Here is a 22,521-nt window from a genome sequence, read left to right as displayed (position 1 = left end):
CCGGCTTCAAAGAATGAACTTTTAAACGGCGTCAAACGCCGTTAGCGACTGGGCTCCTGCTAATCTGATTAACAGGGGCCCGGTTTTTGCACAGGGTTTAATCATTGCTTTTCATGGAGAAAATATGTCACTCAGTCGACGTCAGTTTATTCAGGCATCGGGCTTGGCGCTGTGCGCAGGAGCCGTGCCGCTGAGGGCTGAGGCGAGCGGAATGCAGACCCCATTACCTATTCCCCCGTTGCTGGAGTCCCGCCGCGGTCAGCCGCTGTTTTTAACCTTGCAGCGCGCCCACTGGGCATTTATGGATAATCGCAAGACGTCGGTGTGGGGCATTAACGGCATGTACCTTGGACCGACGGTGCGGGTTTACAACGGCGATGACGTCAAACTGATCTACAGCAACCGCCTGCCGGAGCCGGTGGCGATGACCATCAGCGGTCTGCAGGTGCCGGGTACTCTGACCGGGGGCGCGCCGCGCATGATGTCTCCCAACGTTGACTGGTCACCGGTGTTACCTATCCGCCAGAGTGCGGCCACCTGCTGGTACCATGCCAGCACGCCCAACCGCATGGCCCCGCATGTTTACAACGGCCTGACCGGGCTGTGGCTGGTTGAGGATGAAGTCAGCAAGGCATTGCCGTTGCCGAACCACTATGGCGTCGATGATTTCCCGTTGATCATTCAGGACAAGCGGCTGGATAACTTTGGCACACCGGAATATGACCCCCCGTCGCAGGGCGGCTTTGTCGGCGATACGCTGTTGGTTAACGGTGTACAAAACCCCTTTGTCGAAGTCTCACGCGGTTGGGTGCGCCTGCGCCTGCTTAATGCTTCCAACTCACGTCGCTACATGCTGCAACTGAGTGACGGTCGGCCACTAAACGTGATCTCCAGCGATCAGGGTTTCCTGCCGGCACCGGTAGCGGTGCAACAGCTTTCGCTGGCACCGGGTGAGCGCCGCGAGGTGCTGATCGATATGTCGAAAGGTGATGAGGTGACGATCAGTGCCGGTGAAGCTGCGGGCATTATGGATCGCCTGCGCGGCCTGATTGAGCCTTCCAGCATCCTGGTTTCCACCCAGGTGTTGACGCTGAAACCGACCGGTTTGCTGCCGCTGGTAACCGACAATCTGCCGATGCGTTTACTGGCAGATGAACTGCTGGACGGCAGCGTTAGCCGCACCCGCGAATTCCGTCTGGGCGACAGCCAGGCGGGGATCAACGGGGCCGTCTGGGACATGAACCGTATCGATGTACAAACCCAGCAGGGCAGTTGGGAGCGCTGGAATATCCATGCAGATACGCCGCAGGCGTTCCATATTCAGGGCGTGCGCTTCCTGGTGAAACGGGTCAACGGCGCGCAGCCGATGGCGGAAGATCGCGGCTGGAAGGACACGGTATGGGTCGACGGCGACGTCGAGCTGCTGGTCTACTTCAATCAGTCCACTTCGGAGCATTTCCCGTTCCTGTTCTACAGCCAGACGCTGGAGATGGCGGATCGCGGCAGCGCCGGCCAGTTTATGGTGCAGCCTGCGCTTTAAGTTGGTTGCAGAGGCTTCACCTGGGGAGCCGCACGCAACATCTCCAGAAACGCCTGCACCACCGGCGTTGCGCTGTCGGCATGATAAATGGCGTACAGATCCGCTGACGGTGCCTGCTGCAGCGGGCAAAAACGCACGCCGGGCCAGGGAATACGGCCGTAACTGTCCGGCAACAGCGTAATGCCATAGCCTTCTGCCACCAGCGCCATCAGGGTTTGCGGTTCGTTGACCTGATAGGCGATATCCGGTTTGAAACCCTGCTGTAAACACAGGTTATGCAGATACAGGCCCAGGCTGGCCTCGTGCGGCGGCAGCACAATGAATTTTTCATGTCGCAGCGCGGCGAGCGGCAGGCTTTCCGCCTGCGCCAGCGGGTGGTCCAGCGGCAGCACCACCGCAATATTCTCCCGGGCCAGCAGTTGGCTCGCCAACCCAGGCAGTACCTGCTGCCTGGCCTCGCGCCAGACACCAATATCGATATGACGTTTTTGCAGCGCAGTGATCTGCTGGCTGGGTGTCAGCTCGTTTAACGCCCAGGTGACGTTGGCCGCTTGCCCGGCAAAGCGCTTCAGCGCCGGTATCAGCCCGCCCCAAACCGAAGTGCCGACTATGCCGACCACCATATGCCCGGCCTCACCACGGCCCAGTTGTTGCACCTGGTTCAGCGCATGCCCGGCCTGATCCAGCAGCATTTCAACGTTTTGCAACAGCGTGCGGCCTGCCAGCGTTAGCGCCATCGAGCGGGTGGTGCGTTTGAACAGCTACACGCCCAGCTGGCTCTCCAGCTCTTTGATGTGTTTGCTGAGCGGCGGTTGCGAAATATTCAGCCGCAGTGCCGCCTGGGTGAAGTTCATCTCCTCCGCCACCACGCGGAAATAATGCAGCAGACGGAAATTAATCCGGCTGGGATCGGGCAGGGGTTTGGGCTGTTTGATGCTGATGATGGCCTCCTGTGGCTACCAATTTATAGGTAAATGGAATAAATCGGCCGCCAATAATGTATTGGTCGCCGCTGCACCTCGCTCTCTACTATGGGGATCACCTCCCCCTCATAGAAGAGAATACAATGTTTAATCAAGAAGATGCTTTTTCCTGTGCCGAAGTGATCCGCACCCGACTGCCGGGCTTCCAGCCGCGCGCTGCTTTGATTCTGGGGTCCGGGCTGGGCGCACTGGCGGAGGTGATGACGGACACTCTGACCATCGACTACGCAGAGCTGCCAGGGTTCCCCGTCAGCAGCGTGGTGGGCCATGCCGGGCAGCTGGTTGCCGGCTGGCTGGAGGGCGTGCCGGTACTGTGCATGAAGGGGCGCGGCCACTATTACGAAGGTCGTGGCATGCAGGTGATGACCACCGCCGTACGCACCTTCAAGCTGCTGGGCTGTGAATTCCTGCTGGCCACCAATGCTGCCGGTTCTTTGCGCCAATCGGTGGCACCGGGCAGCCTGGTAGCCCTCACCGACCACATCAATTTTATGCCTGAGTCGCCGCTGGTTGGCGATAACGACGAGCGTTTTGGCCCGCGTTTCTTCAGCCTGGCCAACGCCTACGATCGCGAGCTGCGCGGTCAGTTGGCTCAGGTGGCGGAAAGCGTGGGCATTCCGCTGGCAGAAGGGGTATTTGCCGCTTACACCGGGCCCAACTTCGAAACTCCGGCAGAAATCCGCATGATGCAAACGCTGGGTTGCGACGTGGTCGGCATGTCGATCGTGCCGGAAGTGCTCTCGGCGCGTCATTGTGGGCTGAAAGTGCTGGTGGTGTCCGCGATGACCAACTACGCCGAAGGGCTGTCGGATACGCCGCTGTCCCATGAGCAAACGCTGAGCTGTGCGGCGCTGGCGGCCGAGGACTTTATGCGCCTGATCCGTGAGTTCTTCAAAACGCTGTAATGCTGTAAAACCCCTCGCGGCAGGGGGCGGGAACCCTGCCGTGCGAATCATCGTTTTAATCAGAATAATAAGGTGATGGTGATGGCAATAAAAACGCGACTGAAGGTGATGGTCTTTCTGCAGTTCTTTATCTGGGGTGCCTGGCTGGTCACGCTGGGATCTTACATGATTAACACCCTGCATTTCAGCGGTCTGCAGGTGGGTATGGTATACAGCGCCAAAGGTATCGCGGCACTGATTATGCCGGGTTTGGCGGGCATTCTTGCCGATCGTTGGATCAAGGCCAATTACCTGTATGCCCTGTGTCATCTGCTCGGTGCGGGTGCACTGTACTGTGCCGCCCAGGTTGAACAACCGATGCTGATGTTTTGGGTGATGCTGTTCAACGCCATGGTGTATATGCCGACCATTGCGCTTTCCAACGCCATTTCCTATTTCTGCCTGGAAAAGCACGGTTACGATACGGTCAAGGATTTCCCGCCGGTGCGGGTGTATGGCACCGTCGGTTTTATTGTGGCGATGTGGCTGATCGGTTTTAGCCGAATTGAACTCAGCAATATGCAACTGTATCTGGCCTCCGGGGTGTCTCTGCTGTTGGCCGGTTATTCGCTGACGCTGCCGAATTGCCCGACCAGTAAGGTGGAAAAGTCGAAAAGCTGGTTCAGCGTGTTGGGGCTGGATGCACTGGTGTTATTCCGTCAACGGCGCATGGCATTGTTTTTCCTGTTTGCCATGCTGTTGGGGGCGGCACTGCAGGTCACTAACACCTTCGGCAACCCGTTCCTGCACGATTTCGCCAATAACCCGCTGTATCAGGACAGCATAAGCGTCAGATACCCGGCGGTGCTGTTGTCACTGTCACAAATCTCCGAGGTGTTTTTCATCCTCACCATCCCGTTCTTTCTGCGCCGATATGGCATCAAACAGGTGATGCTAATCAGCATGGCGGCCTGGACGCTGCGTTTCCTGTTCCTGGCCTATGGCACCCCGGGCGGTTTCGGCTTTGTCCTGCTGCTGCTTTCGATGATCGTCTACGGTTGCGCCTTTGATTTCTTTAATATCTCCGGGGCTATCTTCGTGGAACAAGAGGCGGATCACCGTATTCGTGCCAGCGCACAGGGGCTGTTTATGACCATGGTGAACGGCATTGGCGCTTATCTGGGGGCGATTGCCAGCGGTGAAGTGGTGGATTTCTTCACCCACAACGGCGTCAAAGATTGGCAGAGTATCTGGTTGATCTTCGCTTTATATACGTTGGTACTGGGAGTTATTTTCGCTCTGACCTTTAACTATCAGCACCGGCCGGAGGAGAGTCCTGGCCCAATACAGCGGGCGCATTAAACAAACATGGGCGCATCTCGTTTGCGCCCATATTGCTAATTACTAATAATTGCGCCACTTTCTTATTATTGTTTTAATCGCCATAAATATTTAATAACCATCAACAAAACAAAACATTATCACAACAAAATCTGGGTTGTTATTTTAAAAAAACAATGTCTCGTAAGTTAATCTTATTGTTGGTTAGCTTTTAAGAGAGTATTTCTTGACTGGCATAGGGCTATGTGGTCTCTTATTGATAACGGGGAATAATGGATTATTGCTGAAGGGTATATTTTAATTGTGGCACTCGCAGAGAAAAAGTTGTCTTTAGTTGAAAACGATTTTTTCGCCCTGAACAGTAAGAGTAGCACCCTAATTATTAAGGCTAAAAACGAATCCATTCATCTTACTGAATTGCAAAGGCGCCTTTTTTGTATTTTGCTTAGCGGCGTAACCAAGAAGCAAGAAGTGATAGAGTCAGTATGGGAAAATAATCACGTCACTATCACTGACAACAACTATCATCAATTAATATATCAATGCAGAACATTACTTTCCCGTCATGGTATTCCTCCTGAAGTCATCAAAACCATCCCACGATACGGTGTCAGGTTCAACTGCTCGCCACTGGAAGAAGCACAGGCTCAGCACTCTGGCTGGTTTACCCAGTGGCGTAAAAAATTCGTCAGCATGCTCTGTAACAGGCAAAGCCTTATCCGTAATCTTTTGATTTTACTGGTTGTTAATATTGTTTTTATTGTCAGTGCCATGGTGTAAATGAAATGGCCTTGCCTATTTACCCTTACAACAAGCGAGAGGCGTGGCGTGAGATTTTGTTTTGTTCCTGGTAATTTTTCCATCATTTATCGTATCGAGAAAGAAAAATGGCCAGCGGTACTGGGATATGTATTGCTTATTCTTGGACTGACAACGGCTATTGTTGTGACCTGTGAGACGTTCTATAAAACAGAAAACTCTGAGATCAACCTTGAAGCGCTATTAAAAAAAACACCTGATAAAATCGTCAGTCAGATGACCAATCCATTGCCAGCACTGTTTTATCCCGATGGTCAGGAAGATGCAGATACCGATCAAGAGCGCTTTCGTGTTACCAGAAAACTCGCCAGTGACACCTTATTAATGACGGCTCCGGTCGCAAAGTTACCGATGAAAGTTGTGGGTTTACTCTGTGACAAAGGTAACCATGCCGGCATGGCCATTATTGAAGCCTCGGGGCGACAGCAGAGTTATCTCTCAGGCAGTGCAATCAATGACATTTACCCGATAATAAAAATATTTCCAGACCGGATTATTATCAATGAAAACGGATTTTATGCCGCATTAATACTCGAGAGTTGAGTGTGATCATTGATGTTGCATTATCAGGGTTCGCAATTGGAAAGGCATATGTACAACACTGACTTATCTCCAGACAGGCATGGGTTCATGCACGCAAAAATGACAAGACCTCTCATCACGAAAGCACTCATATTCATCGCAATGCTGGCCATCGTGCTGTGCATGATAACCCCCGTTCAGGCCGAAGAATTCTCCGCCAATTTCAAAGGAACGGATATTCACGAATTTATTAGTACCGCCAGCAAGGCACTGGGGAAAACCATCATTATTGACGATGGGGTGAAAGGTAAAGTCACGGTTCGCAGCTATGAGCCGCTGGATGCCGGGCAATACTACCAATTCTTCCTCAATGTGCTTGATGTCTATGGTTATGCAGTCATCAGCATGCCCAATAATGTCCTGAAGGTGATACCGGCGAAAGACGGTAAAAGAGCGGCCCTTAGCTCCCTGAAAACGCCCGCCGAAGGTGATGAGTTGATCATGCGGATTGTCCCTTTGAACAATATCGCGGCGAAAGAAGTGGCCCCGTTGATGCGCCAATTTAACGACAGTATTGGCATCGGCAACGTGGTGTTCCTGGAAAGTGGCAATGCGCTGTTGATCACCGGCCGGGCTGACGTGGTCAATAGCCTGGTGGAACTGGCCCATGAAATGGATCGTACCGATCAGGCCAGCGTAGCCTCAGTCGCTTTGCAACATGCCTCTGCCGCCGATGTAGTCAGCATTGTCACGACCCTGTTTCGGGATGAGAGCCGAACCAAGAAGGGCGTGCAGCCGGGGATGAAAGTGGTTGCTGATGAGCGGACCAATACCGTGCTGATTGCCGGTGAGCCGACGATACAGGCACGAGTCAAAAGTATTATCCGGCAGTTGGATCAAGAGAAAGCCAGTCAGGGAAATACCAAGGTGATCCGGCTGAAATATGCCAAGGCGCAGAGTCTGCTGGAAGTGCTTTCTGGTGTCAGCGCCAATCTGCAGGACGACAAAAAGTCTGCCGGTGCCAACGTTTCCGTTATGAAGAACATGGTGATCAAGGCGGATGAGCTGACCAATGCGCTGATCATCAATGCCACGCCAGACGTCATGAGCAACCTGGAAAAAGTCATCGAGCAGCTCGATATTCGCCGTGCACAGGTGCTGGTTGAGGCGGTGATTGTCGAAATGCAAAATGCCGATGGCCTGAATCTGGGCATTCAATGGGCTAACCGTTATGGCGGAGGCACGCAGTTCGGCAATGCTCAGGCGCAAATTGCCCCCGGATTTAAAGGGGGGATGGAGGAAGTCTTCAAAAATGCCAATGGCCTGGTGACGGGTTTCTACAGTGGCAACTGGGCCGGCCTGCTTACCGCCATCAGCAACCAGAGCCAGAATAATATTCTCGCCACGCCCAGCATCATGACACTGGACAATGAAGATGCCGAGTTCAGTGTCGGGCAGGATGTGCCTATTCTGACCGGCTCTCAAACCACCAACAGTGACAACGTGTTCAATACGGTGTCGCGCAAAACCGTCGGTATCAAGCTGAAGGTCAAACCGCAAATCAACAAGGGGCAGTCGGTACTGCTGCAGATCGAGCAGGAGGTTTCCAGCGTGGCGGAAAACAGCTCGGTGGATAAGGACAACCTGGGGGCCACTTTTAATATTCGTACGGTTAATAACACCGTCCTGGTGGAAAGCGGTGAGACCGTGGTGGTCGGCGGGTTGTTGGACAAGTCGCAATCCGACAGCAAAAGTGCGGTGCCGTTTTTGGAACGCATTCCGCTGCTGGGTGCTTTGTTCCGCTCTACCTCGCATAAAGAGAGTAAACGCAATTTGATCTTGTTCATTCGGCCGACGGTGATCCGCTCTACCGAGGAATATGCGCAAGAAAGCTTGCGTAAAGCCGCCCGTTTCCGCTCGCTTAACGCCCAGTCATTGCCGCTGAAAGCCCATGCGGATGCCCAGCTTGATATGGTCGGCGCTGCTGAAAATGGCGCCTTTAAGCAGGCCCGGCAGCAAATTGATGGGTTTTATCGGCAGGGCCGCCAGTGACCGATATTTGCTTGTCCTATGCCTGGGCGCGTCAGCACCACGCGCTCCTCACCGGCGAAGAAAACCAGCGCACCCTGTGGTGCCGACAGGACGTGAGCCTGGCCACGTTGGCCGAGCTTGCTCGCCTGTTGGCGGAAGACATTCCGCTGTGCCTGTTGGACGAGAGCGCCTTCGAACAGAAATTGCTGGAACATTACCAGCAGGGCAGCAGCAATACGCAAAAGACCATGGACGATTTGGGCAAAGAGCTCGATTTTTACAGCCTGGCACAGGCGCTGCCGGCAACCCAGGATCTGCTGGATGAGCAGGACGATGCGCCGATAATCCGTTTATTGAACGCCATGCTCAGTGAAGCCATTAAAGAACGGGCCTCGGACATTCATATTGAGACCTATGACTGCGAACTGGTGATCCGTTTTCGTATTGATGGCGTACTAAAAACCATTCTGAAGCCCCAGCACCAGCTTGCAGCCCTGCTGACATCCCGCATTAAGGTGATGTCAAAACTGGATATTGCAGAGAAACGGATCCCGCAGGACGGCCGTATTACCCTGAAGATTGGCGGCCGAGCCGTCGATGTTAGGGTGTCCGTTTTGCCGACCAATCATGGAGAGCGGGTGGTGATGCGCTTGCTGGACAAAAGCAGCGTCAGCCTGGATCTCGCCAAGATGGGCGTCCGTTCGCTTGAATTGGCGGCGTTAACGCGGCTGGTTCATCAGCCCCACGGGGTGATCCTGGTGACCGGCCCGACCGGGTCGGGGAAAAGCACCACGCTGTATGCGTTGCTGATGCAGATTAATGACGGCAATCGCAACATCATGACCATAGAAGATCCGGTCGAGTTTGAATTAAAGGGGATTTCGCAAACCCAGGTTAACACCCGGGTCGATATGACGTTTGCCAGGGGATTGCGCGCCTTGCTTCGTCAGGATCCGGACGTTGTGCTGTTGGGGGAAATACGCGATACCGAAACCGCACATATTGCGGTACAGGCTTCGCTGACCGGGCACCTGGTGTTATCTACCCTGCATACCAACACCGCCATCGGTGCTATCACCCGTTTGCGCGATATGGGGATCGAACCCTTCCTGCTGGCCAGCTCCCTGACGGGCATTCTGGCCCAGCGGCTGGTGCGAAAATTGTGCCCACATTGTCGGCAGCCTTATGCGCTTTCTGCAGAACAAGCCCACTCAATACAGTTATCCCCCGAGATCGAACCCGTTGCGTGGCGTCCGGTCGGCTGCGAAAAATGTAATGGTTTGGGGTACCGCGGGCGGCTGGGGATCCACGAACTGCTGCTGATCGATGATGCTATCCGCAAGGCGATTCATTTGAACAGCAGTGAGCAGGAAATTGAACAATTGTGCGGTGATGCGCGACACACCCTGCGCCAGGATGGTGTACGCAAGCTGCTGATGGGGGAAACCAGTATTGAAGAGGTGCTGCGGGTAACCGGTGGGGAGCCATGCAGTGAAGTTTAACTATCAGGCCTACGATGCCGCCGGCAAAGGTGTCAAAGGCGTGCTGGAGACGGATTCCTTACGCAGCGCACGGCAACGGCTGCGTGAGCAAAAACTGACGCCATCACAGATTACCCCGCAGGGAACAAGCCTGGTCGCCTCTCTGCTGGCTGCCCGGCGTCGCCCTCGTTTGAGCAGCAGCGAACTGGCTCTGGTGACCCGCCAGCTCGCGACCTTAATTGCGGCCGCCTTACCGCTTGAAGAGGCGTTGTTGACCGTCGCACTTCAGTCCGAAAAAAAGACGGTGATCCAGCTAATCACCCGCCTGCGCAGCCATGTGCTGGAGGGCCTGTCGCTGTCTCAGGCGTTGATGCAATTCCCCTCCGTTTTCGACCGTCTGTTTTGCGCCATGGTGGCTGCCGGCGAGAGCAGCGGCCAGTTGCCTTTGATTTTCACCGAGTTGGCGGATTACGTCGAACAGCGGCAGAAAATCAAAAACAAAATGACCCAGGCCATGACCTACCCGGTGATCCTGACGCTGGTCGCCATCGCGGTGATTAGCCTGCTGTTGGTGGCGGTAGTGCCGAAAGTGATTGAACAGTTTGTGCATATGAAACAAACGCTGCCGTTAACCACCCAAATCCTGTTGATGTGCAGCGACGGGATAAGCCGCTGGGGACCTTATGGCCTGGCGGCGATCGTAACGGGCACGCTGACCTTTCGCTGGCAGTTGAAAAAAACGCGATTTCGTCTGGCATGGCACCGCTATTTATTGCGCATGCCGGCTCTGGGAACCCTGTTCCTGAATCTGGATACCGCCCGTTATGCGCACACCCTCAGCATTCTGACACTCAGCGCAGTGCCTTTGTTGGACAGCATGAAGATCAGCGCGGCGGTGCTGAATAACGACGAGGCCCGGCGCCGATTACTGGAGGCGATGACGCAGGTACAGGAGGGCGGCGCTTTGCACCAGGCGCTGGCGGACAGCCGTCTTTTTTCCCCGATGATGCGCCATATGATCGCCGCAGGTGAGCGCAGCAGTGAACTTGGCAGCATGTTGAAACGGGCTGCCGATATGCAACAGGACGCCCTCAATCAACGTATCGCGTTGGTACTCAGCCTGTTTGAACCTGCGCTGGTGATCAGCATGGCCGGCATGGTTCTGTTCATTATTCTGGCGATCCTGCAACCGATCCTACAGCTCAATAACATGATGGGTTAACTCAATGGAGAACACTATGCGAACCCCAACCGTAAGACGTGGCACCCGACAAGCGGGCTTTACCCTGATGGAAATCATGGTGGTGATTGTGATTTTAGGACTGCTGGCCAGCTTTATTATCCCTAACCTGATGGGCAATAAAGACAAGGCCGATCGGCAAAAAGCCGTCAGCGACATTGTCGCCCTGGAGAACGGGCTGGACATGTATCGGCTCGACAATGGTCGTTATCCCACTAACGAACAGGGGTTGGCTGCGTTGATTGCCAAACCGGTCACGCCACCGCTGCCGCGCAATTATCCGGAGGATGGCTACCTGCGCCGCCTGCCGCAGGATCCCTGGGGCAGCGATTACCGTCTGTTAAACCCGGGAATACACCACAAGATTGATATTTCGTCCGCCGGGCCCGACGGTCAATGGGGTAACGCAGACGATATCACCAATGGCTCTTAGCGGCAGGTTACGCCAGCGCGGATTTACCCTGATGGAAATTATGCTGGTGCTGGTGCTGATAGGCATCACCGGAGCAATTATCGTCCCCCATGACCGTTCAGAACGGGCGCAGTTTGCCAATGCCATAACGACGTTGACGCTGGCGTTGAACGCGGCCCAACAACGTGCAGAGCAGAGCGGGCTCCCCGTGGGGATTTCCGTTACCAAACAAGGGTGGCAACGGATGATCTACCGCTTGAGGGAGCGGCCCGAAGAGCGCGAAGGCTGGCGAATCGATGGCATTCATGGCGTCATTTTACCTGATAGCTTAAGCCTTTCATTACAGCTGGAACAGCTGGAGATGGTTTTACCTTCAGCCCTTGATCCTGAAGCCACGCCTCAGCTGTGGTTCTATCCGGGCGGTGAAATGTCGTTATTTACCCTGAAGTTACGGCAAAAACAATGTGAGCAGACAATAGAATCAAAGGGTTATATGAGTTTCGCTCTGTCAGAGGAAAGTTGCGATGAGCCGCAAACGCCGTAATGGCATGACGTTGCTGGAGGTGCTGGTGGCCATGATGATTTTATCCGTCGGTTGCATGGCGGTGATCCGCACCACTGGTCAACAGGTACGCAATCTCGGCAAGCTGGAGGATAAAACAGTGGCCGGCTGGGTAGCGGACAATCAACTGGCCCAGATTTATCTGGGGGATATCGTCTTGTCTCCGCTGTGGCAACAGGGCACTAGCATGATGGCTAATCGCCAATGGTTTTGGCGCAGCCGCAGTCGGCAGACCACCGACAGTCACCTCCAGGCCATTGAGATCGAAGTAGATAGCGAACCTGAGTTCAGCTACCCGATCTTGCGTCTGCGTACCTGGAGGGCGGACTATGCCAAACCCTGAGCAAAAGGGGTTCACCTTGATTGAAATGATGTTGGCGATCGTGATTTTTGCCTTGATGTCATTGATGGCGTCGCAACTGTTGAGCAGCATCGTGAAGAACAATGCCATAGTCCAAACCCAGGCCAACGCCCTGACCCAATTACAGCAGGCATTCGCCCTGATGGAACGGGATATTCGCCAGACCCTCACGCTGCCGTCCGAGCCTTCATCCAGAGCGAATTTGGCGGGTGCCCGCATAGTGGATAATGCATCGAGCCTGGCGCTATTACGCAGTAACTGGCTTAACCCCGGTGGCTTACTACCGCGATCCTCGCTGGAGCGAATCACTTACCGCCTTCATGATGGCCAGTTGCAGCGACTGAGCTACCCCACTCCTGATGCGCCAGAGGACAAAGCAAGAATCATCACGTTGATAACGGGCGTAGAAAGTTTTCACCTGCGGCACCGGCTGGCCGGACATTGGCAGGCCGGCGGGTTTGCAGGCACCGGTTTGCCTCAGGCTATTGAGGTCTCCGTGACCTTATCTGACCGCGGGACGCTACAGCGCATTTTCTTGCTGGCCGACGGAGAAGCCTCATGAACAAGTCTCGAGGCATGGCATTGTTGATCGTACTGTTACTGCTGGCATTGATGGCCATTTTGTCGATGGGGATCCATCAGTATTGGCAACTGACTTTTTCCCGAACCTTGCATGCGCAAACGGCTTTTCAGGCCAAATGGGACCTGTTGGCGGGGGAACAGTTTGCCAAACAGTTGTTGTCGGAAAGTTTACATGACGAGACATCGGTCAATCTGGGGCAGCGCTGGGCAGTGCCAGGGATGATACGCACGGAAGACAGAGAGATTTCCTATGTTATCAGGGATGCTCAATCCTGTTTTAATCTCAATACGTTACGCTATCGTTACTTGCCCGATAAGCAAAAAACGGCCCCGCAAGACAAGACACCAGCCCAGGTGCCCCCTGCCGAAACCGGCAACAATATTCCCCGTCGGGTGTTCGATGCCCTGTTATCAAACCTGGCGTTCAGCGATGAGGAAACCGAACGTATCGGCAGGGCGATAGAACAACATCTGAAGCCGGAGCATTCTGCATTTAGTGACGTTTCTGAACTGCGGGCATTCCCTTTCATTGACCGCCAACAGTATTTACGTCTGCGACCCTGGCTATGCGCGCTGCCCGAGCGCCAGCCGGCAATCAATATCAACACGCTCAGCGAGGCTCAGTTGCCGCTGTTGCGTGCCTTATTTTTAAACCAGACCAGCGACAGCAAATTGAAACAACTGCTTAACGCCCGGCCCGCCACCGGCTGGCAGGGACTGGATGATCAGGACTGGGCAACCGCATTGGCCGGGCTGCGCTTACCTTCGCCCTCCGGCGAGAAATTGCTGGTGACGGAAAGCCGCTATTTTAACCTCCAACTGGTCACTCAGGGCACAGACAGCGGTTATTACCTGCGTAGCAAATTGCATTATGAAAAAGGCAGGCTGGCGGTGACCGGCCGCCAAACCGGGCAGGGGGAGAGTGTGCAATGACCTATTCAAAACCTTTGCTGGTGCTGGCACTGGGAGAGGCTGGAGCCCCAACCCTGTGGTGTCAGGGAGACCCTGCCGAGCCGCAATGGCGACATGCAGGTGCATGGTTGCCGGGAACGCTACTGCCAGTCAGCGCATCGCAATGTCGGGTGATGGTCTGCGTAGCGGGTCAGTCGGTGACATTGCAAAGGGTGTCATTCAATGGGCCTCGCCGAGCCGCGACGGCTTTGGCTCTGGCTTATCAGTGTGAAGATAGCCTGCTGGAAGAGGTCGAGCAGTTGTACTGGGTGATATTGAACCGCCAGGAAGGCCACTATGCCCTGGCCGGTTATCGTCATGCAGACATGCAACGCTGGTTGTCACAGCTGGCGGAATGGGACATCACGCCGGATATGCTGGTACCCGACACGCTTTGCGGGCCGGTGGATGAGGGGCGTTTTTACCGTTGGCATCGGCGCCTGCTGTGCAGGAGCTCGCTTTGGTCAGGTTATTCGCTACCGGCGCACTGGCTGCCTGCCGCGGGTGAGATTGCCGTTGTGGACTCGGTTCCCTTGTCACCCTGTGATGCCTTGTGGGATAGGGCGCGGGGGGAGGCGAAGACTTCGGCTTCGCTGCTGCAAGGCAAATATAAGGTGAGGCCGCGCTGGCAACGCCATCCTTGCTGGCGGCACTGGCCGGCCGTTGTCGGAGTCGCATTAACTCTGGGAGCGCTGGCGGTCGGTGGGCTGCATTACCAGCATCAGGCTGAACAAATTGGCCAGCGCCGTGACGCTTTATATCAACGACTTTTTGTTGGTCAGCCGATACCGGCCGATCCTCTCAAGGCGAGCTCAGAGGCTATCCGGGCTCTGCAAGAGGCCAAATCCCCCCGCCAATTCTTCGAGCTTGCCGCACAGGCGCAACAGGCCCTAAAGGGGATCCCGGGGTATCGGATCCTCGGCCTGGCTTTCGAAGCCGATAAGTCTGCCATCACCCTCAGGCTACAGGGCGCAGGATTACAGCCCTTCACCAAAATAAACGATCGGGGTAATACGCTGGAAATGCGAGTGGATCCGGTCAACCAGCAGGGCACGTTGACGCTGAGGGAAAACTTATGAGCTGCTCAAAAATCCGACCGGGCGTGAAAAACAAGAGAGGGAAACTTCTCTGGTGCAGCCTGCTCGCCGGGCTCTGTCTTCTGGCGTTTTATCTCCAGCAAAAAAACCAGTCGCAGCAGGCGGCCAGTGAGTTGGCGCAGTTGCAGCGCAATGCCCAGCGCATTAACACACTACGGCGCAATCACCCTCCGGGTTTGTCTGCGGCAGCATCGCTACCGGCCTTACTTCAGACCACCGCTAAAAAACATGGCGTGTTATTGGGCAGGTTACCGCCTGATCTGCCGACTCTGGATGTGGCACTTCCCCCACAACCGCTCAAACCCTTGCTGTTGTGGCTGGGGAGCCTGCAACAGGAATATGGCATGAGGGTCGATGTGGTCGATCTCAGCCTGAGCGAGGAAGGCGATATCGTCACAGTGAAAAGATTGAGTCTCCAGGCTCCCTCAATTCGTTAATCAAGAGGAATAAGCATGTCGTTTTACTCTGATATTTTTCTTTGGCCATTGCTCTCGGGGCTGGTAGGGCTGTGCATTGGCAGTTTGCTCAATGTGGTGATTTATCGTTTGCCATTGATGATGGAGCAGGAAGAAAAAACGCTGGTGATGGATTATTTAACCTCGCAATCCCCGACAGGCACTCGGGTTGAAGAAGCGTCGCCGGCAAGACTAAACCTGTTTCTGCCGCGCTCACATTGTCCCCGTTGTCAGTACAGGCTCGCCTGGTACGATAATATTCCTCTGATCAGCTGGCTGCTCTTGGTCGGACGCTGTCGCCAATGCCGGCAGAAGATAGGCTGGGCATATCCCGCGGTTGAACTGACGATGGCGGTGATCGCCACTTTGTTGGCCTGCTATCGGCTCCCAGGGGCAGATTGGGTGATGATCATGGTATTTAGTGCATTGCTATTGTCGTTGGCCATCATTGATTTTCATCATCAAATCTTGCCGGACATCCTGACATTGGGTTTGCTGTGGTGCGGTTTGTTTTGGCATTGGCTGGAGCAGCCGGATTTTCTTGGTGATGCGGTGCTCGGCGCGATGGGAGGCTATCTGGTGTTATGGTCGCTGTATTGGGGCATGTGGTTTATCACCAAGAGGGAGGGGCTGGGGTACGGCGATTTCAAGCTGTTGGCGGCGCTTGGCGCCTGGCTGGGATGGCAAAAATTACCCGAGGTCCTGTTGATCGCTTCCACCGCAACGCTGATTGTCACTCTGTTATGTTCGAAAAAACGGGCAAATGGCTGGAGCCAGCCCCAACCTTTTGGTCCGGGACTGTGTGCTGCCGGGGTCTTTTGCCTGATGTTACTGTTGTAAGCGGGTTATTGCCGACGAGAGGCTTCAATGAAAGTGGCCAGGGATTGGTTAAAGTAAGCGCATTTCTGTGCAACCGGAGCCGGGTCCTGATTTAACCGGTTAATGATATTTCTGGCTTCTGTCGGCAGCGTGTCGGACAGGCTTTCATCGACCGGCCACTGTTTCTTTTTAGCCTCCGAGATTGCCGTTTTTGTTAAAACCGACATCGCAGGGATATCGCTGCGCTGGCAATTTTCTTTTAGATATTCACTTCCCGCGATCAATGCTGCTAATTGTTGTTGGTGCTGGCCATTCAGTGTGGGATCTGTGTTGCTTTGAGTCGATGTTGCACACCCGGTTAATAATATGTTGCATGAAACAAAAGATAATAGAATTAATTTTTTCACAACTCACAGACTCCGCTTAACTTAAGGGTTGTTACGCCTATTATTTCAAAAGTAAACCTCAGGAATAATGTTTTTCTTCCCTGTTGAATATTATGTGGTATAGGTGTTCTGATGTCACTTATAACCTCTTATATTCATGTTTTTTAAGAGGTGGTGGGTGAGGAAATATTTATGATGTCCACAGAGTAAATGGCGGTTAGCTGTGGGTAGAAAAACTCACCGTTTAACCATTTAAATTCTGGTTTTAACTCTGGTGACAAAATGGAATTGAAAAAAATCGCATTGGCTGTAGCCACATTGACTCTCTCCTGTGGTGCTTTAGCCCATGGTTATGTGGAATCGCCGCAAAGCCGCGCTTATAAGTGTAATTTACAGCAAAATATCGACTGCGGCCCGGTACAGTATGAACCACAGAGCGTTGAGAAAGATTCAGGCTTCCCGTCGGGGCCTTTACCGCGCGACGGTGAACTGGCCAGCGCCAGCATTCCTAATTATTCTCCACTTGATAAGCAAAGCATGAATATGTGGGCCAAGAATCCGATCAAGGCGGGGATAAATAAATTTACCTGGTACCATACGGCTCAACATAAAACCAATAACTGGCGTTATTACATCACCAAACAAAATTGGGATGCAAATAAGCCACTGACGCGTGAGGCGTTTGAGTCTGCACCTTTCTGTCAGGAAGAGGGGCATGGACAAATGCCGTCCCAACGCCAGGTGACGGAATGTAACGTACCAGAACGCAGTGGTTATCAGGTGATTTACGGTGTTTGGGAAATTGCCGATACCGCTAATAGCTTCTATCAGGTGATTGACGTTGACTTTGGTGAAGGTGAAACCGCGACTTCGGAATGGAGCAAACAGCTTTCGGGTCAGGTTGCCGGCAAATCATTGAAGGAGGGCGATAAGGTTATTGCTCGTTTCTTTGACGACCAGGGTGAAGTGGCGTCACTACGTACCGAAATGACTATTGCCAGCCAGGCGCAGACGGATAAAAACCGCTGGTCACATGACCTGGCCGTGTTGATCAACAGCAAACACAGCGATATCCGTATTGGCGTCAAGGATAACCAGGGCCAGGTCAATCCGGTTTATGGCAACAACAGCGCGTTCGTCAAGGATGACAGCCGCCTGAGCAACGTGGTCATCTCGTATGAAGAGCAGACCCAGGCCGTTGAAGAGGAAGTGGAAGTCTCCGGCGTTCAGGTGGATAAAATCCAGGATGGGCACGCCAACGTGAGTTTCAAGGTTAACGTCAAGGGCGCGGTCACGTTTGAAGCCAGGGTGATTAATCATCAGGGCAGCGAAAAAGGTTACCTGAAGCAAAACGTCGCGGACGATAGCCTGGAGATGACGTTGCCTCTGAATGAGGTGACTGCCGGCCATCATATGCTGAAATACTTCGCGACCAACAAAGAAGGCCAGTTAGTCAAACAGGATGTGATTAACCTACAAATTGAAGACACTTCTTCCGGTAATTATCAATATAGCTTCCCCGAAGGCCTCGATAGCTACACCGCTGGGACAGTGGTGCTACAACCCAAGAATGGCAAAACCTACCAGTGCAAACCTTTCCCTTACAGCGGCTATTGCAAACAATGGACAGGTTCTACTACCCAATTTGAGCCCGGTGTTGGCAGCAACTGGCAAGAAGCCTGGATATTAAAAAACTAACGGCAACGCTATTTTTTGTCGGCCTGTCCCGGCCGACTTTTTTCATCAATAATAAGGAGGTTACTGAATATGAAAAGCCATGTGCCACGTTCTCGCTACGATCGTTTTTCACGCATATTACACTGGGTATTGGCCGTAGGGATTATTTATGCTGGGCTGGTAGGCTATGGTTTGCATTTTATTTCAGATCCCCAGGTTTTTAGCTTTTTTTCAGAGCTGAATATGTCATTGGCAACGGTGATGACGCTGTTGATGATTGTGCGTTTCACCTGGCGTTTTTTCAGACCGGCAGTGCCCTACGGTGAACATATTCAGGGTAATAAAAAAGGGTTGGTTATTTTATTGCATGAGGTTTTTTATCTGATCATCTTCGTGGTGTTAATCAGTGGTTTTTTAATGTTGAAGGACGGCTATAGCTTATTTGGCATGCTGCCGGTTCCGCAGCCGCTGCATAACCTGGAGGTGAATCTCTTCTTTTTCACCGTTCATCGTTACAGTTGTATGGCCCTGGGGCTGATGCTGTTAATGCATGTTGCTGCGGTAATCAAACACCAGCTAATTGATAAGAAAAATATTCTTTCAAGAATGGTGTAACTGCCGGGATGCCCATGATTAATCCAGGCCTAGCGTGCGCAGTAATAAAATGTAGCCTATTTACTTAAAAAAGGAAAAAGTATGTTCAGGAGCAATATTGCGAGTCTTATTTATCTGGCTCTCTTCTTTCCTTATTTAACGCTCGCTTCCCCTTTGGTACCCGAGTTCACACCCACAGAGGTGATTGATGGTGGCGATGTTGGCATCTTTAACGTGGTATGCGATTACTCCCATACGCTGGCGGACGATGCCATTGTGATGCCGAATTTACCGGGGTTATCGATGATTCATGATTTTTTTGGCAATACTGGGGGTAATGCCATGAGTACCGCCGAATCATTGCTACAGGCCCCGAGCACCACCTGCACCTCGCCCTATGACGCCTCTTCGTATTGGGCACCGCAGCTTAAACGGGCCGATGGCAGCATAGTCACCCCCAACTATATCAAGGTCTATTACCGCAACGAGAAACCGGCACAACAAGCTGCTGCCCCCCTCCCAATGGGCTTACAACTGTTGGCCGGTAATCACCATCGGCCGCAGGGGCAATATGATCCCAACATCTGGTTTTATTGCCGCACGACGCTTGAGGGAGGGGAACATTCAAATGCTCCGCCGGAAAGCTGCCCGCAGATAGCCGGGTTTTATGAAGGCGCCGAATTCAATATTTCGCTCACCTTCCCGGACTGTTGGGACGGCCAAAGCCTGACGACTTCCCCGCAAAAACGCAATGCAGCTTACAGCGATGTGGAAAGTGGGCTGTGCCCTGCAAACTATCCGGTGAAAATCCCGCGGCTGAATATGCGTATTCACTATGCGCTGGGCGATAATGGCAACCTGAAAGGCGCTCTGTTGTCCATGAACCCGACCCTGCAGGCAGATGGCAGTTTGCAACCGATCTGGGGCAATCTTTATAGTGCCCATGCGGATTTCTTCTCTGCCTGGAGCCCGCGCGCTACCCGCTATAGTGTGGAGGAGTGCCTTAATCGCACCCTGGCCTGTGACAAGGATATACCAGGGGATTTCGAACGTAGCAGCGCCGATGCCTGGGTTTCACTGGCAGATGGACGTTTTCATGGTGATGATCCGATCATCAAAGTAGGCGGAGAGCAAAACATCGGGCTGCTGAAGTTTGCTTTGCCGGAACGCCTCGACAACCTCAACATCAGCAAAGCCGACCTGCGTCTGTATGGGCGTCAGGTCAGCGGTGAAACCGGGCAGGTGCGGTTATACGCGTTAGCGGAGGGGAACTGGGATGAAAATGAAGGCGGGCATGCTCTTACCCACTGTCCATCTGCAGCTCCACTGGATCACGCGCAGATGTGGAGTGATTCCGTGCAAAAGACCTTTAATGTGACTGCCGCCGTTATGCTGGCGATACAAACAGGCCAGCGTGAAATCAACTTTTGTCTAAGCGGCGGGGAAGCCACGGATGCCGAGTTCAGCAGCAAGGAAGGGCCTCGCAGCCCGGTGCTTCGTTTCAATTTCTCCCCCGTTACAAACGGCTAATATCCCGCCGGTCATTATGAACGCAGTGATGAAGGCGACTGACCAAAATGACGCCGAAAGTGCGTACTGAATTGGGCTGGGGCACTGAACCCACATTGGGCGGAGATCTCTGTCAGAGACAGCCGGCTAGTGATGACCAGTTGATACGCCCGTTCCAGGCGTCGCTGCAGGACATACTGATAGGGCGGCAGGCCAAAATACTGTTTAAAGACCCGGGAAAAATGGAAGGTGCTTAACTCCACGAGCTGGGCCAGAGCCTGGAGTGTGATGGTCTCGCCCAGGTTTTCTTCAATATAGCAGGCCAGCTGTTCGCGTTGTGTTTTGGAGAGTGCTTCGTGCCTGTGCGTGGTGCTGAACAACGTTCGCAGGTACTGCGAAGTTTCTGTTAGCAATGCCAGCATCAGGGACGAGGCATGCAATTCATCGGTGCTGGTTTTAAGGCTGGCACACAGCTGTTTGATTATTGGGCTGCGTATGTTAGCGCTCGGTTCAATGTTCAGCCCCGTTTCACCGGCAGGGAATAACGAAATCAATGCGGGGGAAACTGAAATGGCGGTATATTTGAGAGTGCCTTCTATATAGGTCATAGCTTCAAAGCCGCAACCGCAGGGGATCAGGTCTGCAACCTGGGCAATCGCACGTTTGCAGGGTATCCGTTTTTGGTCAAACCAAATGTCGCCATGGACGGTGGTACTGCCGTCAGGTGCCTGAAAGCTGTCATAAACGATCAGGGTGTGGCTGGGGCGTACAAGCTGAGCCAAATGAGCGCCGCTGACCTGAACGTTATCAATCTGACCGTGTTCCCATTGTGTAGAGAAAATAGTCAATTCTGTTTCATGACGGTAAGTCAGTCCATTATTATTATTTTTCATGGACAGGAGGTCTCGATAATTTAAAAAAATGACAGGTTAGGTGTCCATTGTGCCGAAATAAATAGTTAACCCTGCGTTTAATTATCTTCAATTATTATTCCTAATGATATTTTTTTGGGGTGGTTACCCACGGTTAATTTATGGCTTTTTTATAGTCAGGCCATCTGTTTTTTATCGGTGGTGAGACAGGGACATTCTTGGGTCAGGCCAGTGAATCAGAATTCAATCGCCTGAAAGCGCATGGCATTGCTGGCGGTATAGAGTACCGTATGGTGAATGTTTCGGTGCCCCAGATAGTCCTGAATCAAACGGGTGTCAATACCTTGATTTGCCAGACAATAACCGCAGGCATGGCGTAGCATGTGGGGATGTGTCGGGATTTTGATATTGGCATTTTGACCATAGTGGCGTATCAGTCGATAAATTTGCTGGCGGGAGATACGTCCGCCTTTTCGTGAGAGAAAAAGCCAGGGCAGATCGGCATAACGCCAACTTTTTCTTATTTCCAACCAGCCGCTCAACATGGCAATTTCATTTTCATGCAATGGGTGCTGTACGGAAAGACCATTTTTCAGGCGGGGTATGTAGATTCTTTTTGCATCCAACTCGATATTATCCAATGTCATACCGCTCAGTTCGCTGGCGCGCAGCCCATGGATAAAACACATACTGATCATGCATCGGTCACGCCAGGCGTTCAGGCTTTTTGGAATACTCTCGATCATGCTTTTTATTTCTGATTCATCCAAATATTTTCTTATATTTTGTTTCATATTTACCTCCGTTGTATATATGTGTGGTGATAATTAAATAGATGGGTCATTCAATGATATATTTTGTAACAGATCGCAATCCTTAGGATAAGTCTTACGTGTTTATAGTTGCATAATTAGATGTTCATCTTCTACTTGATTTTTGCTGTGGCTTCATAATTTTTGCCGTATTCTGTTTGTTGGTATCTATATCATTTAAAAACAATGAGATGGATTTATTTTATTTTTGATAAATTGCTATTTATTTATGATTTTCCTATGTCTTTAAGACTATTCTTTATAAAGTCATAGGGGTTAAAAAAATATCTTAATGGTTTTTGTTTCAATTCTATTCTGTATTTTTTATTACAATTGGGTAGATGTTAACCATAATTAAACACCACAGGGACCTGTGCCGAACGTCAGCTCCTTCCAATCTCGTCAACCCAGGCTGGCAGGCTTGCGCGCAGAGACCGATGTCGCAGCTCCTTTCTCCCGTGATGACTTCCGATAAATCTTGGTCCCCGGCGCCAGCCCCGAGATGTGACCGATCTGTGAAATAACCATGCTCTTTTTGCCACTAGTGCGTATAATCGCCGCCCGGCGATTAATTAACCTGTGAAAGAGCAC

General features: G+C 52.6%; 24 protein-coding genes. 19 read left to right on the top strand and 5 right to left on the bottom strand.

The annotated features are described in order from the left end of the window. Positions 1-124 precede the first annotated feature (124 nt). Entirely contained in the window at positions 125-1,540 is a 1,416-nt protein-coding gene (ftsP, locus tag QOT07_RS21735; protein ID WP_099063281.1) for a cell division protein FtsP, read from the top strand. Here the strand turns inward: ftsP and QOT07_RS21730 are convergent. Then, a complete protein-coding gene (locus QOT07_RS21730) occupies positions 1,537-2,301 on the bottom strand; it encodes a LysR family transcriptional regulator (protein ID WP_283604419.1) in 765 nt (254 codons plus the stop codon). The genes ftsP and QOT07_RS21730 overlap by 4 nt on opposite strands. Next, positions 2,302-2,424, bottom strand: coding sequence for a LysR family transcriptional regulator (locus tag QOT07_RS21725; protein WP_283604417.1), 123 nt, complete (start codon positions 2,422-2,424; stop codon positions 2,302-2,304). 182 nt (positions 2,425-2,606) lie between these two features. Here QOT07_RS21725 and xapA point away from each other — a divergent pair, with 182 nt between their 5' ends. From xapA to QOT07_RS21650, 15 genes are all read left to right on the top strand, one after another. Beyond that, positions 2,607-3,428 (top strand): xanthosine phosphorylase, encoded by an 822-nt coding sequence (xapA, locus tag QOT07_RS21720; protein WP_085119244.1) that lies wholly within the window; start codon positions 2,607-2,609, stop codon positions 3,426-3,428. Positions 3,429-3,509: 81 nt separating this feature from the next. Continuing rightward, positions 3,510-4,769 (top strand): nucleoside permease, encoded by a 1,260-nt coding sequence (locus QOT07_RS21715; protein ID WP_283603913.1) that lies wholly within the window; start codon positions 3,510-3,512, stop codon positions 4,767-4,769. 282 nt (positions 4,770-5,051) lie between these two features. Continuing rightward, a complete protein-coding gene (locus QOT07_RS21710; RefSeq protein WP_283603912.1) occupies positions 5,052-5,528 on the top strand; it encodes a winged helix-turn-helix domain-containing protein in 477 nt (158 codons plus the stop codon). Then, positions 5,529-6,110 carry a type II secretion system protein N gene (locus tag QOT07_RS21705; protein ID WP_283603911.1) on the top strand — a complete coding sequence of 194 codons (582 nt, stop codon included), beginning with the start codon at positions 5,529-5,531 and terminating at the stop codon, positions 6,108-6,110. An 87-nt stretch (positions 6,111-6,197) separates the two neighbouring features. Beyond that, on the top strand, positions 6,198-8,141 hold the full coding sequence (gspD, locus tag QOT07_RS21700; protein ID WP_430523284.1) for a type II secretion system secretin GspD: 1,944 nt from the start codon (positions 6,198-6,200) through the stop codon (positions 8,139-8,141). Further along, positions 8,138-9,622 (top strand): type II secretion system ATPase GspE, encoded by a 1,485-nt coding sequence (gene gspE, locus QOT07_RS21695; RefSeq protein ID WP_283603909.1) that lies wholly within the window; start codon positions 8,138-8,140, stop codon positions 9,620-9,622. The genes gspD and gspE overlap by 4 nt, the downstream gene beginning before the upstream one ends. Beyond that, entirely contained in the window at positions 9,612-10,823 is a 1,212-nt protein-coding gene (gene gspF, locus QOT07_RS21690) for a type II secretion system inner membrane protein GspF (protein ID WP_207977439.1), read from the top strand. The genes gspE and gspF overlap by 11 nt, the downstream gene beginning before the upstream one ends. 16 nt (positions 10,824-10,839) lie before the next feature. Continuing rightward, entirely contained in the window at positions 10,840-11,274 is a 435-nt protein-coding gene (gspG, locus tag QOT07_RS21685) for a type II secretion system major pseudopilin GspG (protein ID WP_207977441.1), read from the top strand. After that, positions 11,264-11,797 (top strand): type II secretion system minor pseudopilin GspH, encoded by a 534-nt coding sequence (gspH, locus tag QOT07_RS21680; RefSeq protein WP_430523283.1) that lies wholly within the window; start codon positions 11,264-11,266, stop codon positions 11,795-11,797. Before gspG ends, gspH begins: the two co-directional genes overlap by 11 nt. Beyond that, positions 11,778-12,158 carry a type II secretion system minor pseudopilin GspI gene (gene gspI / locus QOT07_RS21675; protein WP_283603907.1) on the top strand — a complete coding sequence of 127 codons (381 nt, stop codon included), beginning with the start codon at positions 11,778-11,780 and terminating at the stop codon, positions 12,156-12,158. Before gspH ends, gspI begins: the two co-directional genes overlap by 20 nt. Beyond that, a complete protein-coding gene (gene gspJ / locus QOT07_RS21670) occupies positions 12,145-12,738 on the top strand; it encodes a type II secretion system minor pseudopilin GspJ (RefSeq protein ID WP_283603906.1) in 594 nt (197 codons plus the stop codon). The genes gspI and gspJ overlap by 14 nt, the downstream gene beginning before the upstream one ends. After that, positions 12,735-13,691: a type II secretion system minor pseudopilin GspK gene (gene gspK / locus QOT07_RS21665; protein ID WP_283603905.1), complete on the top strand. Its 957-nt coding sequence runs from the start codon at positions 12,735-12,737 to the stop codon at positions 13,689-13,691. The genes gspJ and gspK overlap by 4 nt, the downstream gene beginning before the upstream one ends. Continuing rightward, the gene (gspL, locus tag QOT07_RS21660) at positions 13,688-14,788 is read left to right on the top strand and encodes a type II secretion system protein GspL (protein WP_283603904.1); all 1,101 of its coding nucleotides are present in this window, start codon (positions 13,688-13,690) and stop codon (positions 14,786-14,788) included. The genes gspK and gspL overlap by 4 nt, the downstream gene beginning before the upstream one ends. Continuing rightward, positions 14,785-15,243 (top strand): type II secretion system protein GspM, encoded by a 459-nt coding sequence (gene gspM, locus QOT07_RS21655; RefSeq protein ID WP_283603903.1) that lies wholly within the window; start codon positions 14,785-14,787, stop codon positions 15,241-15,243. Before gspL ends, gspM begins: the two co-directional genes overlap by 4 nt. Positions 15,244-15,258: 15 nt before the next feature. Then, a complete protein-coding gene (locus QOT07_RS21650) occupies positions 15,259-16,101 on the top strand; it encodes a prepilin peptidase (RefSeq protein WP_207977451.1) in 843 nt (280 codons plus the stop codon). 5 nt (positions 16,102-16,106) lie between these two features. Here the strand turns inward: QOT07_RS21650 and gspS are convergent, their stop codons facing one another. Next, positions 16,107-16,487: a type II secretion system pilot lipoprotein GspS gene (gene gspS, locus QOT07_RS21645; RefSeq protein ID WP_283603902.1), complete on the bottom strand. Its 381-nt coding sequence runs from the start codon at positions 16,485-16,487 to the stop codon at positions 16,107-16,109. Positions 16,488-16,748: 261 nt separating this feature from the next. On the opposite strand from gspS, the gene gbpA reads away from it, so the two are divergent. The 3 genes from gbpA (at position 16,749) to QOT07_RS21630 (ending at position 20,267) form a co-directional block, all read left to right on the top strand. Further along, the gene (gene gbpA, locus QOT07_RS21640) at positions 16,749-18,164 is read left to right on the top strand and encodes an N-acetylglucosamine-binding protein GbpA (RefSeq protein ID WP_283603901.1); all 1,416 of its coding nucleotides are present in this window, start codon (positions 16,749-16,751) and stop codon (positions 18,162-18,164) included. 69 nt (positions 18,165-18,233) lie between these two features. Continuing rightward, positions 18,234-18,758, top strand: coding sequence for a cytochrome b (locus QOT07_RS21635; protein WP_260329646.1), 525 nt, complete (start codon positions 18,234-18,236; stop codon positions 18,756-18,758). Positions 18,759-18,839: 81 nt separating this feature from the next. Then, positions 18,840-20,267, top strand: coding sequence for a DUF1996 domain-containing protein (locus QOT07_RS21630; RefSeq protein WP_283603900.1), 1,428 nt, complete (start codon positions 18,840-18,842; stop codon positions 20,265-20,267). A 14-nt stretch (positions 20,268-20,281) separates the two neighbouring features. Here QOT07_RS21630 and QOT07_RS21625 read toward each other — a convergent pair whose 3' ends face one another. Together QOT07_RS21625 and QOT07_RS21620 are read right to left on the bottom strand one after the other, a co-directional pair. Further along, the gene (locus QOT07_RS21625; RefSeq protein ID WP_283603899.1) at positions 20,282-21,139 is read right to left on the bottom strand and encodes a helix-turn-helix domain-containing protein; all 858 of its coding nucleotides are present in this window, start codon (positions 21,137-21,139) and stop codon (positions 20,282-20,284) included. Positions 21,140-21,354: 215 nt separating this feature from the next. Continuing rightward, entirely contained in the window at positions 21,355-21,912 is a 558-nt protein-coding gene (locus QOT07_RS21620) for a tyrosine-type DNA invertase (RefSeq protein WP_099063300.1), read from the bottom strand. Positions 21,913-22,521: the final 609 nt, after the last annotated feature.

Source organism: Serratia proteamaculans, assembly GCF_949794035.1.
GTDB lineage: Bacteria > Pseudomonadota > Gammaproteobacteria > Enterobacterales > Enterobacteriaceae > Serratia > Serratia proteamaculans.
This window is presented reverse-complemented; position numbering and strand designations above follow the sequence as displayed.